A 13410-nucleotide genomic window follows, 5' to 3' on the forward strand; every position below is an offset into this window, starting at 1 on the left:
CGCGATCGGGGGGTTTCGGGGTGGGCCGGTTCATGCGCCAAGGGGCGTCGGCCCTGGGAAAGGGCCGAGGAGAACCAGGTGACCACGTACGACGATCGAGCGAGCCTCGCGGATCTGACCAGCACGGCGGAGCGGGTGCGCCACTCGGTCGAAAGCGTCATCGAGGGCAAGCCCGAGGTCGTCCGCCTCGCGCTGACCGTCCTGCTCGCCGAGGGCCACCTGCTCATCGAGGACGTGCCGGGCGTCGGCAAGACGATGCTCGCCAAGGCGCTCGCCAAGTCCATCGACTGCTCGGTGCAACGCATCCAGTTCACCCCGGACCTGCTGCCCTCCGACATCACCGGCGTCAGCATCTACGACCAGCAGCGCCACGAGTTCGAGTTCAAGCCCGGCGCGATCTTCGCCCAGATCGTCATCGGCGACGAGATCAACCGGGCCTCGCCGAAGACCCAGTCGGCGCTGCTGGAGTCGATGGAGGAGCGGCAGGTCACCACCGACGGCACCACCTACGCGCTGCCCAGCCCCTTCATGGTCGTCGCCACCCAGAACCCGGTGGAGATGGAAGGCACCTACCCGCTGCCCGAGGCCCAGCGCGACCGGTTCATGGCACGCGTCTCGGTCGGCTACCCCAGCCGCGAGGCCGAGCTCCAGATGCTCGACGTGCACGGCGGGGTCTCCCCGCTCGACGACTTCCAGGCCGTCGCCCACGCCCACGACATCGTCAAGCTGATCGAGGCCGTCCGCGAGGTGTACGTGGCCGAGCCCGTGCGCCGGTACGTGGTCGACCTGGTCTCCGCCACCCGCGGTCACCCGGACCTCCGCCTGGGCGCCTCGCCCCGCGCCACCCTGCACCTGCTGCGCGCCGTCAAGGCGTCCGCCGCGCTGTCGGGGCGCGACTACGTGCTTCCCGACGACGTCCAGCAACTGGCCGGGCCCGTCCTCGCGCACCGGCTGCTGCCCACCGCGCAGGCCCAGCTCAACCGGCGCACCGCCGAGCAGGTCGTCGTCGACATCCTCCGGCGCACCCCCGTCCCCGCCGCGCACGCCCGCGGCGAGATGCCGCCCGGCGCGGGCATCCGGGGCTTCTGATGAGCGCCGGTGCCCCGCACGGCGCCGGCGGGACGGCCCAGGGGACCGGCGGCCTGCGGGCCTCGCTGTCCGGGCTGACCACCCGCGGCCGGTCCTTCCTGGCCGCCGGGGCGGCCGCCGCCGTGTGCGCGTACGTCCTGGGCCAGAGCGAACTGCTCCGGGTCGGGCTGCTGCTCGCCCTGCTGCCGCTGATCTGCGTCGCCGCCCTGCACCGCACCCGCTACCGGGTCTCCGGCAGCCGCCGGCTGACCCCGGACCGGGTGCCCGCCGGGGGCGAGGCCCGGGTGCGACTGCGCATGGACAACGTGTCCCGGATGCCCACCGGACTGCTGATGCTCCAGGACCGGGTGCCCTACGTCCTGGGGCCGCGGCCCCGCTTCGTACTGGACCGGGTCGAGCCGGGCGGCCGCCGCGAGGTGTCCTACCGGGTCCGCTCCGACCTGCGCGGACGCTACCCGCTGGGCCCGCTCCAGCTTCGCCTGACCGACCCGTTCGGGATGGTCGAGCTGACGCGCTCGTTCAGCACCTACGACACCCTGACCGTCGTCCCGCGCACCGAGGCGCTGCCCCCGGTCCGGCTGGGCGGCGAGTCCTCCGGGTACGGCGACGGCAGCCGCCGCTCGCTGGCCCTGGCCGGGGACGACGACGTCATCCCGCGCACCTACCGGCGCGGGGACGACCTGCGCCGGGTGCACTGGCGTTCCACCGCCCGCTACGGCGAGTTGATGGTGCGCCGCGAGGAACAGCCGCAGCGCAGCAGGGCGACCGTCCTGCTGGACACCCGGCGGGGCGCCTACGAGGGCGCGGGACCCGACTCCGCGTTCGAGTGGGCGGTGTCGGGGGCCGCCTCCACCCTGCTGCACCTGCTGGAGCACGGCTTCTCGGTGCGGCTGCTGACCGACACGGGCGACTCGGTGCCCGGCGAGGCGGGCGGCGGGTTCTCCTCCGGCGCCCAGGAGTCCGCCGAGGCGGCCGGGCTGATGATGGACACCCTGGCGGTCGTCGGCCACTCCGACGGCGCGGGTCTCGCCGGTGCCCACGAGGCACTGCGCGGCGGCGTGGGCGGGGGCGGCTTCGCCTCGGCCGGCTCCGACGGGCTCCTCATCGCCTTCTTCGGGGACCTGGACGACGTACAGAGCGAGCTCGCGGCCCGGATGTGCCGGCGCAGCGGGGGCGCGGTGGCGTTCGTCCTGGACCCGGCGGCCTGGACCGGGCTGCCCTCGCGGGTGGAGGAACCGCTGCGCCGGCTGCGCGACGCGGGCTGGACTGCGCTCGCGGTTCCGCCCGGCGCCGCCTTCGGCGAGCTGTGGCGCCAGGCCGGTGCCGGCCCCGCGGGTACGACCGCGCGGGGCGCGACCAATTCGGGAGGCCGCGGATGAGCGGGCAGGCACGACTGACGTTCTTCGCGCTGCTGGCGACGCTGCTCACCTCCTGGTCGCTGACACCTTTGGTGGAGTCCCCCGGCTGGCTGGCGCAGGCGGCGCTGCTGCTGGCCGTACAGAGCCTGGTCGGGGCCGGCGCCCGGCGGTTGCCGGCGGGCCCGGCCCTGACGGTCGGCGCACAGGTCCTGGTGTCCCTGTCGCTCCTGGCGTTCCTGTTCGCCGGGAAGGCCGAGAACCCCTCGGGCGGGGTGCTGGGCTACTTCCTCACGGACTTCGGTTCGCTGTTCGGGCAGGGCGTCCGGGACGTCGGCGAGTTCGCCATACCGGCTCCGACGACCGACGGCATCCGGATGCTGCTGCTGTCCGGGGTGCTGTTGATCGGGCTGCTGGTGGACCTGCTGGCCGTGACGGTGCGCTCCGCCGCCGCGGCCGGCCTTCCGCTGCTCGCGCTGTACTCGGTGGCCGCCGGGCTGTCGGCGGGCCGCGGCGGCGCCTGGCTGTCCTTCGTCCTGGCCGGCTGCGGCTATCTGCTGCTCCTGCTCGCGGAGAGCCGTGACCGGCTCGCGCAGTGGGGTCGGGTCTTCGGCGGGGCCGCCCCCGGGTCCGGCGGCGTCGGGAGCGGCGGTCAGGCCGTGGCCCCCGTACGGACCGGGCGGCGGATCGGCGCCGTCGCGCTGGGCCTGGCGCTGGCGGTGCCGTTGGCGCTGCCGGCCATGGGCGGCGGGATGCTGGGCGGTGGCGGGGACGGCTCGGGCGGTGCGGGCGGCGGGACGATCTCGGCGGTCAACCCGCTGGTCTCCCTGCAGAGCAGCCTCAACGCGCAGGACAACCGGGTGGTGCTGCGGTACCGCACGGACAGCCCGCAGCTCTCCGAGCAGTACCTGCGCATCCTGGCGCTCGACGAGTTCGACGGCGTCAAGTGGGAGGCGTCCGGGCGGCCCCTGACGGACGTCCCGCCGCGGCTGCCGAGCCCGCAGGGGCTCAGCGACCCGGAGATCCGGCGCGGCGCGTCCGAGGTGCGCACGACCGTCTCGGCGGCCGAGACGTACGCCCAGCGCTACCTGCCGATGCCCTACCCGGCGACGCAGGTGGACATCGGCGGGAAGTGGCGGTTCGAACCGGTCGGCCGGACCCTGGTCGGCGACCAGCTCGGCAAGGACACCTACCAGAACGTGCAGGGCGCCCAGTACACGGTCCGGAGCCTGCTGCTCCAGCCGACGGCGGAGCAGCTCCGGCACGCCCCGGCGACCGACCCGCCGGTCGTGAACGAGTACACCCGGCTGCCGGACAACCTTCCGCCGGTCGTCGGCGAAACGGCCCGGCGGGTCACCCGGGGCGCGCAGGACAACTACACGCGGGCCGTGATGCTCCAGGACTTCTTCGCGGTCAGCGGCGGCTTCCGCTACGACACGACGGTCTCCTCGGGGACGGGCTCGCAGGCCATCGCCCGGTTCCTGAACGACAAGGAGGGCTTCTGCATCCACTTCTCGTTCTCGATGGCGGCGATGGCCCGCTCGCTGGGCATCCCCGCGCGGGTCGCGGTCGGGTTCACCCCGGGCACCAAGCAGTCGGACGGCAGCGTGAACGTGACGATGCGCGACGCGCACGCCTGGCCGGAGCTGTACTTCGAGGGCGTGGGCTGGACCCGCTTCGAGCCGACGCCCCGGTCCGGCATCTCGTTGCCGGACTACAGCCGCACCGACGCCCCGCAGACCCAGCCGTCCGCGCCGACCGCCCTGCCTTCGCCGAACGCGTCGCAGCCGACGGCCGCGCCGTCACAGCCGGACGCCTGCCCGCCGGACCTCAAGAAGCTCGGCGAGTGCGGGGCCCCGGTCCTCGGACAGGACGCGGGAGCGGGCTCCGGCGGTGTGTCGGCCCTGGCCGTGCTGGGTTGGACGGCGGGCGCGCTGATGCTGCTGTCGCTGCCGCTGCTCCCGGTGGTGTGGCGCAGGCGGCTGCGGCAGCGGCGGCTGGCCGCGCGGGACGTGCTGCTCGCCTGGCGGGAGCTGGGTGACGCGGCCTGGGACGTGAACATCCCGCCGGACGAGGCGCTGTCGCCCCGCCGGGCGGCCGGGCGCATCGTGGAGCGGGGTCGGCTGGAGGGTGACGCGGCCCGGGCCGTGCACCGGGTCGCGGGCGCGGTGGAGCGGGCGCTGTACGCCCCGCCGGGCGCGGAGTCGCCGTACGAGGGGTGTGCGGGCGACGTCCTGGTGGCGCGGGCCGGGCTGCTGGCGGCGCTGTCCCGGGGCACCCGGCTGCGGGCCCTGCTGCTGCCGCGTTCGGCCGCCCGGGTGGGTTGGGCGCTCTCGGCCCGGTGGTCGGTGTTCGTCTCGGCGCTCTCCGCCCGCCTGGCGGCGATCCGCCTCCCGCTGCGGGGGCGCGGCTGAGGGGTGGGCCGAGGTGTGGGCTGAGGTGGGAGTACCCGCCGGTGCGGCGGGGCCCGATCCCCCCGAGCCCCGCCGCGACCGGCGTACCCACCGGGTTTCCCCTCCCGGTACGGGACGGGGAACCGGTGCCGGGCGAGGACCCGGTCCCGCTCCGCGGCCCCGTGTCCGCGGTGCGGGCCGAGCGGCCCCGTCCGTCGCCCCCAGTCTGCTGTTCACGCAGGTGGGAGCCCATCCGTACAGGTACTCATTTCGAGGCCCGGGGACGTCTGGGTACGGATACTCAGTTCTACGCCGCGACCCCCGCCCGGCGGCACCGCCGACCGGGGGTCACCCGCCGGTGTCAGCGGCTCCCGCTGACCCGGCCCCGCAGCAGCAGGGACAGCGCCGAGTGCACGTCGTCCAGCGAACGCTCGCTCTGGAAGGACTGCCAGTCCAGCGCGGCCACCAGCACCATGCCGACCATCGCCGCCGCCGTCAGCGGCACGTCGATCTCCGCGCTGAGTTCCCCGCGCTCCACGCCCTCGCGCAGCACCGTCTCCACCACGGCCACCGCCTCCCGGCGGACCACCATCAGCGTGGACTGCCACGCCCGGTTGGTGCGCCACAGCTCGGCCACGTACAGCTGGGTGAAGGCCGGGTAGCGGTCGATGAAGACCAGACCCGCGCGGATCATCTCGTCCAGCGCCTCGACCCGGGTGCCGCCCCGGGCCTCGGTGGACTCCGCCGCTTCCCGCAGCGAGGCGGTCAGCAGCCCCACCCCGTGGCGCAGCAGCTCCTCGAAGAGATCGGTCTTGCTGGCGAAGTTGTAGTAGACGGTGCCTTTGGCGACGCCCGCCCGCTCGGCGATCTCGTCGACCGTCGTCGCGGAGAATCCCTGCTCGGCGATGAGGGTGACGGCCGCTTCGTAGAGCTTCTGCCGGGTCGCCCGCCGCCGGCCGCTGCCGGCACCCGTACCGGTGCTGCTGCTTTCCATGGCGCTGATTCTCACAGGTCACCGGCTCCCTAAAGACTCAGTTCGGGGTGCAGCCGGTCCATCGTCCACACCTGCTTGCCGCGGGCGGCGAGGGCGGTGAGGGCGAGCGCCCCGGCCGTGAAGGCGGCCAGGACCGCGCAGCCCGTCCACACCGGCGTGAGGTCACCGCCGGTGATCAGTCGGCGCAGGCCCTCCACGACGTACGACATCGGCAGGTACGGGTGGACGGCGTTGAAGAAGCCGGGGCTGGTCTGGACCGGGTAGGTGCCGCCCGCCGAGGTCAGCTGGAGCATCAGGAAGGCGAGGACCAGGATGCGTCCGGCCGCGCCGAACTTGGCGTTGAGCCACTGGACGATCGCGGCGAAGCAGGCGGTCGTCAGCGCCAGGAACGCGATGGTCAGCGCCGGGCGCGACATCTCCAGGCCGAGGCCCCAGTGCAGCACGGACATCAGCGCGGCGACCTGGGCGACGCCGATACCCGCCACGGGCAGCCAGCCCGCGAAGGCGATCCGCCACGGCGAGGCGCCCGTGGCCAGGGCCCGCTTGTTGAGGGGCGCGATCAGCATGTAGGCGACCATCGCGCCGACCCAGAGGGAGAGCGGGATGAAGTAGGGGGCGAATCCGGTGCCGTAGTTGGGCGCCTTGTGCAGGGACTGGTTGGCGAGCCGGATCGGGTCGGCCATGACCTGGGTGTGGGCGTCGCGCGCCTGCTGGTCGTAGTCGGGGATCTTGCCGGCACCGTCGTGCAAGCCGCCGGCCAGCTCGCCGGTGCCGTCCACCAGCTTGTACATGCCGCCGTCGAGGGTGTGGGCGCCCTCCCCGAGCTTGCCCACGCCTTCGCCGAGGGTGCCGGAGCCGCCGGCTGCGGTGCCGAGGCCGGTGTGCAGCTTGGCCACGCCGGTGGCGACCTGGTGGGCGCCGGCGTTGAGGGCGTTGACCTTGGCGACGGCCGCGTCGAGGTCGGAGGAGAGGCCGGGGGCGGCCGCGGCGAGGGCGTTGGCCTTCGTCTCCAGGTCCGTGAGTTGACCACGGAGGGTGGTGAGGTCGCCGTTCGTATCCTTGAGGACGTTGTTGACGTCTCCGGCCAGCAGGGCGCCCTCGGCCGCGTCGTCCTTGAGCTTCTTGAGGGTGGGGCAGGAGGTGGGGTGCGGCTCGGCGCCCGGGGTGACGCAGTGGTCGGTGTAGTAGGTGGCGGCGTCGGTCGCGACCCGCTTGGTGACGGCCGCCGCGGCGGGTGCCTTCTCGGCGAACTTGTCGAGGTGGTTGTTGACCACCTTGGCGGTGTCGGCGACCAGCCGGGCGGTGTCGGCGACGGACTTGGGGTCCTTGACGAACGGACGCGCCTTCGCGGCGGCGCCGTTGACCTGGTCGGCGACCAACTGGGTGCCGTCGGCGACCTCCTTCGTACCGGTCTCCAGCTGACCGGCGGCGGAGTTCAGCTTCTTGAGGCCGCCGGTGAGTTCACCGGACTTCTCCTTGGCCGTGTCGAGGCCGTCGGCGAGCTCCTTGGCGCCCTGTTGGGCCTTGCCCGCGCCGTCCTTGAGCTTGTCGGCACCGTCGGCGGCCTCGGCGGTCTTGTCGTGGAGGTCGGAGAAGCTGACGAAGATCTTGTCGAGGAAGCCTCGGGAGGCGTTGGTGGACGCCGCCGCGCGGACCTCGGAGAAGACGGTCTTCGAGATCGATCCGACGATGTAGTTGTTCGCGTCGTTGGTGCGGACCTGGAGGGCGCTGGTCGCGGGGTCCGCGCCGGAGCTGGAGGCGATCTTCGCGCTGAAGTCGGCGGGCATGGTCAGGGACAGGTAGTACGTGCCGTGCTCCAGCCCCTTGGCCGCCTCGGCGGCGTTCACCTCGCGCCAGTCGAAGGTCTTGCTGGTGTGCAGCTTCTTGGTGATGTCGTCGCCCGCCGCGATGCGCTTGCCGTCGACGGTGGCGCCGCGGTCGGCGTTGACGAGGGCGACGGGGATCTTGTCGAGGCGGCTGTACGGGTCCCAGAACGAGCACAGGTACAGCGCGCCGTAGAGCAGGGGCAGCAGGAGCAGCGCGACGAGGGCGGCGGCGGGGAGCTTGCCCCGGCCGAAGCGCTTGAGCTCAAGCGCGGCGAGCTTCGGTGAGCGCATCGTCGGCCCCCTTCGGGTTCGTGTCGTCGGCGGCGGTGTCGGCTTCGGTGGCATCCGCGTCGGTGTCGTCGTGGTGGTCGGTCGCGGCGGTGTCCGACGCGGACCCGGTGGCGGCGGTGTCGGAGTCGGCTTCGGCGGTGTCGGAGTCGGAGTCGGCTCCGGCGGTGTCGGGACCGGTAGCCGGCGCGGCGGGCGGTTCGGGCCGTTCCGCCGCCTCGCCGGCGGCGCCCAGACGCAGGACCGTCGCGTCCCGCGGCGCCTCGCTGCACGCCGCGAGGACGGTGGTGCCGCGCTCGGCGAGCGAGCGGAGCAGGGCCCACACTTCGGCGCTCTGGGTTGCCGGGAGTTTGAGGTCGACGTCGTCCAGGGCCAGCAGCCGGGGCTGCGCGAGCAGGGCGATGGCCACCGAGAGCCGCAGGGACTCCAGCCGTTCGAGGTCGCGCACCGAGGTGCGCGGGCCCTTGGGCAGGGTGGCGAGGTCCAGTCCGGCGGCGGCGAGCGCCTCGTCGATCCGGGCCGCGGTGGAGATCCGGCGCTCGCCGCGTGGGCGCAGCAGGGCGCGCACGGGGCCCTCGTAGCGGCGCTGGAGCAGGGCTCCCTCGCGGAGCTGTTCGGCGACGGTGAGGGCGGGGTCCAGGTCGTTGACCCCGGGCACGTGGGCGAGGGCGGAGCTCCGGCGGACCGCGGCCATCTTCTTCGGCAGCCGGTGGCGGCCGATCTCGGCATGCCCCTCGGAGGACTTCATGCGGCCGGTGAGGGCGAGCAGGAGACAGGTCCGACCGCTGCCCGAGGGGCCCGCGATCGCGATCAGCGAGCCGGGCTCCGCGTCGATCTCCACTCCGCGGAACACCCAGCCGCGCGGGCCCTTGAGTCCGAAGCCCTCGGCCTTGACGGCCGCGCCGTGTGGGCTGTCCATGCCCGCCCCCTTCTTTTGAACTGACCGGTCAGTTCAAAAACTACCAGGCTTAGTTGCACTTCGCCTCCCGAGGGCTCCCAAAACGCCACCGCGGCGGCAAATCCGCAGGTCAGCGCGATTGTCAGTGGGGCCCGTCACGATGGGGAACAGGCAGCGACCAGTTGCCCGGCACCATCCAGCGGTCCGCAGCAGTACGCATCGACAGGAGGTTCGTCATGGCCACACCGTCCCCGTCCCCTGTCCACCCCGTCCCGAGGAAGTCGGCGGCCCCACCGGCCGCCCTCGACCTGCTCGCCAAGGCCCATCACGGCCTGGCCGAGGCTGCCCTTCTGCCCCGGCCCAACGAGCGGTACGCCACCGCCCACCTCGCCGCCCTGCGCGCGGCGGCGGCCGTCCTCGCCGCCCGCGGCAGGCCCGAGCCGGTGAACCCGCGGCGGCGACCTCGCATCCGCAGCGCGTGGGAGGTGCTGCCGGAGATAGCGCCGGAGCTGACGGAGTGGAGTGCGCTGTTCGCCTCGGGCGCCGCCCGGCGGGCCCGGGCGGAGGCCGGCATACCGGATGCGGCGACCTGCCGGGACGCCGACGACCTGGTCCGCGAGGTGGGCATGTTCCTGCGCCTGGTCGAGCGGATGTTGGCGCTGCGGCCGGCCGCCCCGGGCGGCCGGCAGGGCCTGCCGCAACCCCGGTCGGAGCGTCCGCAGGCGGGATGACCTGCCCGGCTGCGGGAGGCAATAGGGTGGGGCCTGCACCGCCCACCCTCCCCCAGCTGCCGCTGGGACGTGCCCCTACGCCGAGGAGTCATCAGTCGTGTCGGACACTTCCCGCCCCCGCGCCTCGCTCCGCACCGCCGTGGTGTGGGAGGTCCTCAAGGAGGTCCTCGACCGCCGGGCGAAGGCGACCGGCCGGGACGTGTTGGACGTACTGGACACCGGCGGCGGCACCGGCAAGTTCGCGGTACCGGTGGCCCGGTTGGGCCACCGCGTCACCGTGGTCGACCCCAGCCCGAACGCCCTGTTCGGGCTGGAGCGCCGGGTCGCCGAGGCGGGCGTCGCCGACCTGGTGCGCGGCGTGCAGGGCGACGCCCAGGGCCTCCTGGACGTGGTCGAGCGGGACGCGTACGACGTCGTGCTGTGCCACGGCGTGCTGGAGTACGTGGACGACCCGGCCGAGGGTGTGGCCAACGCGGCCGCCGCCCTGCGCCCCGGCGGTGTCCTCAGCCTGCTCGCCGCCGGCCTCGGCGGAGCCGTACTGGCCCGCGCGCTGGCCGGGCACTTCACCGAGGCCCGCACGGCCCTGACCGACCCGGCCGGCCGCTGGGGCGCGGGCGACCCCGTACCGCGCCGCTTCACCGCCGAGCAACTGTCCGAGGTGGTGGGTGGAGCCGGACTCGACGTCGGCTCGGTGCACGGCGTCCGGATCTTCGCCGACCTCGTCCCCGGTGTACTGGTGGACACCGAACCGGGGGCGGTGGAGGCGCTGCTGCGTCTGGAGGAGGCCGCCGCCGAGCTGCCCGCCTTCCACGCGGTCGCCACGCAGTTGCACGTCCTGGGCGAGAAGCCCGCCTGATCTGCGAAGCTCTCGTGACCGGGGTTCGCCGGACACCCTCCGAACGGGCCGCCGTCACCGTATGATCGAGTGCACCGGTCGGCATGGCGGAACGGTCATCGGGGAATAACCGCCTCAATGACCCCGCCCGCGCCGGTGCGGTCTGGCGCTGCGCTCGTTCGAGGCGCGCTTTTCCGGCAGTGCTTTTCCAGGCGGTGCTTTTTCGAACCTGGCGTAGAGGGCGGGTGTCACGGGGGCGATTCCCCGCCTATCCTGAAAGGGACCCCTGGTCGCTCCCCCCGCGACCGACGGATGAGGAGGACTCCCGTGCCGCTCTCGGAGCACGAGCAGCGAATGCTCGAGCAGATGGAGCGAGCGCTGTACGCCGAAGACCCCAAGTTCGCGACAGCGCTTGAGGGAAGCGGACTGCGTACGTACACCCGGCGACGGGTCTACCAGGCAGTCGCAGGCATTGTGGTGGGTATCGCGCTCCTCATGACCGGTGTGATCTGGCAAAGCGTGCTCTGGATCAGCGTGGTGGGATTCCTCGTCATGCTGGCCTGCACGGTCCTGGTCGTCACCGGGTGGCGCAGAGCCCCGAAGCCTGGCGAGCAGCCCGTCTCCGGAAGTGCAGGCGGTTCGGCCCGCGGGCAGAACCGGCAGCGTCGGTCCATGATGACCCGGATCGAGGAACGGTGGCAGCGCCGCCGGGACGATCAGGGACAGTGATCCCGTATGGCTTCGTGAGGGACGGCCGCCGGTTGGCGCCCGTCCCTCTCGCGTACGCCCGGCTTCCTTACGGCCGGCTCCCCCACCGCCCGCTCGGGCCCGCCGTGCCCGGCCCTGCGGCATGATGGCCCGATGACCGTCCTCCCCCTGGTCTTCACCAGCGGCTGGGCCGGCGGGATCAACGCCTACGCGGTGGTCCTGCTGCTCGGCGTCTTCGGCGCGACCGGGCTGAGCGACGACGTTCCGGCCTCCCTCCAGCGCCCCGACGTCCTGATCGTCGCGGCCGTGCTGTTCCTCTGCGAGGCCGTGGCGGACAAGATCCCGTACGTGGACTCCGTGTGGGACTCCGCCCACACGGTGATCCGCCCCGTCGCGGGGGCGGTGGTCGGCGCCCTGCTGGCCGGGCAGAGCGGCTCGCTCTCCCACATCGCGGCCGGTGCGATCGGCGGCTCCACGGCACTGGCCAGCCATCTCGTCAAAGCGGGCACCCGCATGGCGGTCAACACCTCGCCGGAGCCGTTCAGCAACATCGCGCTCAGCACCGCCGAGGACCTCGCCGTGGCCGGCGTCGTCACCTTCGCGATGTTCCACCCCTGGGCGGCGGCCGTCGTCGCCGCCGTCCTGCTCGCTGCGGGCCTGGCCCTGGTGATCTACCTCTGGACCCGTATCCGCCGCTACCTGCGGCGCCGGGCCCGGCGGCGCGAGGAGAAGCGGCTCGCGGCCGGGACCCGCGGGACCGCCGGCGTCCCGCCGTACTGACCGCGACCGACCCGGCCCGGCCTCGACCCACCCGGGCTTACCCGCGCTTACCGGGACTGACCTGGCTCGATCCGTGTCCGCCGCGCTCGGTAGGCTCCCTCGCATGGCACGAATTGCGGTGATCGGCGCCGGCATGGGCGCGATGGCGACGGCGGCCCGGCTGGCCGTGGCGGGCCACCAGGTGACGGTGTACGAGCGCGGGAGCACCTACGGCGGCGCCCTCGGACGGTACGAGCGCGACGGCTTCGCCTTCGACACCGGCCCCGGACTGCTGCACCTGCCCGCCGTCTTCCGCGATCTCTTCGTGAAGACCGGCAAGCGCCCCCTGGAGGAGTGCGTCGACCTCGTCCAGGTCGACCCGGCCGTTCGGCACGTACTGCCCGACGGTGCGACGGTGACCCTGCCCAACGCCTCGCGCGGCGGTGCGGCGGCCGTCTTGGACGATGCCTTCGGCGCCGGCGCCGGGGACCGCTGGAGCGCGGTGCTCGGCCGCGCCCGGGACGCCTGGGACGCCACCCGCCGCCCGCTGCTGGAAGAGCCGCTGTGGCCCGACTGGCAGGTGCTGGGCGCGGACCCCTACCCCGCGGTGCGCAAGAGCGGTCTGCTGCGACGCCGGCCGCCCACCCTCGCCGAAGTCGCCGCGCGCGAACTGGGCGGCCCGCTCGGCGACCTGCTCGCCGAGCGGGTGCTCGCCCACGGGGTGGACCCCGCGACCGCGCCCGCCGCCGCGGCGGTGCTGCCGTACATGGAGCAGACCTTCGGGAGTTGGTACGTCCGCGGCGGGATGCGGGCGCTGGCCACCGCCGTCCACGAGCGGTGTCGCGAGCGGAAGGTCGACTTCGTCTTCGGCTGCGAGGTGCGGGAGGTCGTGCGGCGCGACGGACGGGCCGCCGGGCTGCTGCTGGCCGACGGTGCGGTGGCGGAGGCCGACGCGGTGGTGTGCGGGGTGGATCCGAGGGCACTGGCGATCCCGCTCGCCCCCGGTTCCACGCCCGCCCGCGGCGGTGCCGGCCTGCGCTCCCGGTCCACCCTGTTCCTGGCCCTGCGCGGGGGCCGCCCGGCGGATGCCGTGCACCGCACCCTGGCGGGGGCCGGCGTCACCGTGCTGCGCCCGGACGACCCGGCCACGGCGCCCGACCCTGAGCACGAGGCCGTCACCGTACAGGCCGTCGTGGAGCCCGCGGCGGCGCCTTCGGCCGAGGACCTGCTGGCGGCGGCCGCCCGCGCCCTGCCCGGGCTGCGGGAGCGGCTGCTGTGGCACGAGCTGCGCACCCCGGCCGACATCGCCGACGTCACGGGCGCGGTGGACGGCGCGGTCCCGGCGCCCGCGCTGGCCGGGGCCGGCGGCCGGCTGCTCTACCCCGCGAACACCACCGCCCTGCCCGGCCTGTACCTCGCGGGCGGCTGGGCCCACCCGGGCGGTGGCCTCCCGCACGCGGGAATGACCGGCGCCCTGGTGGCCGGGCTGATCGTGGAGGGCGCCGGCTTCCGCGGCTCCCGCTGACGACGGCCC

Annotated in this window: 11 protein-coding genes; 8 read left to right on the forward strand and 3 right to left on the reverse strand. The window is 74.0% G+C overall.

What is annotated here, in order from left to right; all coding sequences use genetic code 11:
* The first annotated feature begins 78 nt into the window (after window positions 1–78).
* From ACFVXJ_RS05185 to ACFVXJ_RS05195, 3 genes are read left to right on the forward strand one after another with little or no spacing between them, the layout of a single operon-like run.
* On the forward strand, window positions 79–1089 hold the full coding sequence (locus tag ACFVXJ_RS05185) for an AAA family ATPase (RefSeq protein ID WP_389658890.1): 1011 nt from the start codon (window positions 79–81) through the stop codon (window positions 1087–1089).
* Entirely contained in the window at window positions 1089–2468 is a 1380-nt protein-coding gene (locus ACFVXJ_RS05190) for a DUF58 domain-containing protein (protein ID WP_389658893.1), read from the forward strand. The genes ACFVXJ_RS05185 and ACFVXJ_RS05190 overlap by 1 nt, the downstream gene beginning before the upstream one ends.
* Window positions 2465–4858 (forward strand): transglutaminaseTgpA domain-containing protein, encoded by a 2394-nt coding sequence (locus ACFVXJ_RS05195; protein WP_389658896.1) that lies wholly within the window; start codon window positions 2465–2467, stop codon window positions 4856–4858. Before ACFVXJ_RS05190 ends, ACFVXJ_RS05195 begins: the two co-directional genes overlap by 4 nt.
* A 340-nt stretch (window positions 4859–5198) precedes the next feature.
* On the opposite strand, the gene ACFVXJ_RS05200 is transcribed toward ACFVXJ_RS05195, so the two are convergent.
* From ACFVXJ_RS05200 to ACFVXJ_RS05210, 3 genes are read right to left on the reverse strand one after another with little or no spacing between them, the layout of a single operon-like run.
* Window positions 5199–5831 carry a TetR/AcrR family transcriptional regulator gene (locus ACFVXJ_RS05200; protein WP_136215220.1) on the reverse strand — a complete coding sequence of 211 codons (633 nt, stop codon included), beginning with the start codon at window positions 5829–5831 and terminating at the stop codon, window positions 5199–5201.
* Between the two features lie 29 nt (window positions 5832–5860).
* Window positions 5861–7948 (reverse strand): YhgE/Pip family protein, encoded by a 2088-nt coding sequence (locus ACFVXJ_RS05205; protein WP_389658900.1) that lies wholly within the window; start codon window positions 7946–7948, stop codon window positions 5861–5863.
* Window positions 7920–8864: an ATP-binding cassette domain-containing protein gene (locus ACFVXJ_RS05210; protein WP_389658903.1), complete on the reverse strand. Its 945-nt coding sequence runs from the start codon at window positions 8862–8864 to the stop codon at window positions 7920–7922. Before ACFVXJ_RS05210 ends, ACFVXJ_RS05205 begins: the two co-directional genes overlap by 29 nt.
* 215 nt (window positions 8865–9079) lie before the next feature.
* On the opposite strand from ACFVXJ_RS05210, the gene ACFVXJ_RS05215 reads away from it, so the two are divergent.
* The 5 genes from ACFVXJ_RS05215 (at window position 9080) to ACFVXJ_RS05235 (ending at window position 13401) form a co-directional block, all read left to right on the forward strand.
* Entirely contained in the window at window positions 9080–9574 is a 495-nt protein-coding gene (locus tag ACFVXJ_RS05215; protein WP_389658906.1) for an SAV_6107 family HEPN domain-containing protein, read from the forward strand.
* A 97-nt stretch (window positions 9575–9671) separates the two neighbouring features.
* On the forward strand, window positions 9672–10430 hold the full coding sequence (locus ACFVXJ_RS05220) for a methyltransferase (RefSeq protein WP_389658909.1): 759 nt from the start codon (window positions 9672–9674) through the stop codon (window positions 10428–10430).
* A 306-nt stretch (window positions 10431–10736) separates the two neighbouring features.
* Entirely contained in the window at window positions 10737–11138 is a 402-nt protein-coding gene (locus tag ACFVXJ_RS05225; protein ID WP_361315931.1) for a DUF3040 domain-containing protein, read from the forward strand.
* Window positions 11139–11270: 132 nt separating this feature from the next.
* On the forward strand, window positions 11271–11897 hold the full coding sequence (locus ACFVXJ_RS05230) for a DUF4126 domain-containing protein (RefSeq protein WP_389658912.1): 627 nt from the start codon (window positions 11271–11273) through the stop codon (window positions 11895–11897).
* Between the two features lie 103 nt (window positions 11898–12000).
* Window positions 12001–13401 (forward strand): phytoene desaturase family protein, encoded by a 1401-nt coding sequence (locus tag ACFVXJ_RS05235; RefSeq protein ID WP_389658915.1) that lies wholly within the window; start codon window positions 12001–12003, stop codon window positions 13399–13401.
* The last annotated feature ends 9 nt before the right edge of the window (window positions 13402–13410 follow it).

This window comes from Streptomyces sp. NPDC058279 (assembly GCF_042881255.1).
Classification (GTDB): Bacteria; Actinomycetota; Actinomycetes; order Streptomycetales; family Streptomycetaceae; genus Streptomyces.

Coding starts and splice junctions, on each gene's coding strand:
- ACFVXJ_RS05190 (WP_389658893.1), top strand. CDS start 1,089: ATGAGCGCCGGTGCCCCGCACGGCGCCGGCGGGACGGCCCAGGGGACC.
- ACFVXJ_RS05195 (WP_389658896.1), top strand. CDS start 2,465: ATGAGCGGGCAGGCACGACTGACGTTCTTCGCGCTGCTGGCGACGCTG.
- ACFVXJ_RS05200 (WP_136215220.1), bottom strand. CDS start 5,831: ATGGAAAGCAGCAGCACCGGTACGGGTGCCGGCAGCGGCCGGCGGCGG.
- ACFVXJ_RS05205 (WP_389658900.1), bottom strand. CDS start 7,948: ATGCGCTCACCGAAGCTCGCCGCGCTTGAGCTCAAGCGCTTCGGCCGG.
- ACFVXJ_RS05210 (WP_389658903.1), bottom strand. CDS start 8,864: ATGGACAGCCCACACGGCGCGGCCGTCAAGGCCGAGGGCTTCGGACTC.
- ACFVXJ_RS05215 (WP_389658906.1), top strand. CDS start 9,080: ATGGCCACACCGTCCCCGTCCCCTGTCCACCCCGTCCCGAGGAAGTCG.
- ACFVXJ_RS05230 (WP_389658912.1), top strand. CDS start 11,271: ATGACCGTCCTCCCCCTGGTCTTCACCAGCGGCTGGGCCGGCGGGATC.
- ACFVXJ_RS05235 (WP_389658915.1), top strand. CDS start 12,001: ATGGCACGAATTGCGGTGATCGGCGCCGGCATGGGCGCGATGGCGACG.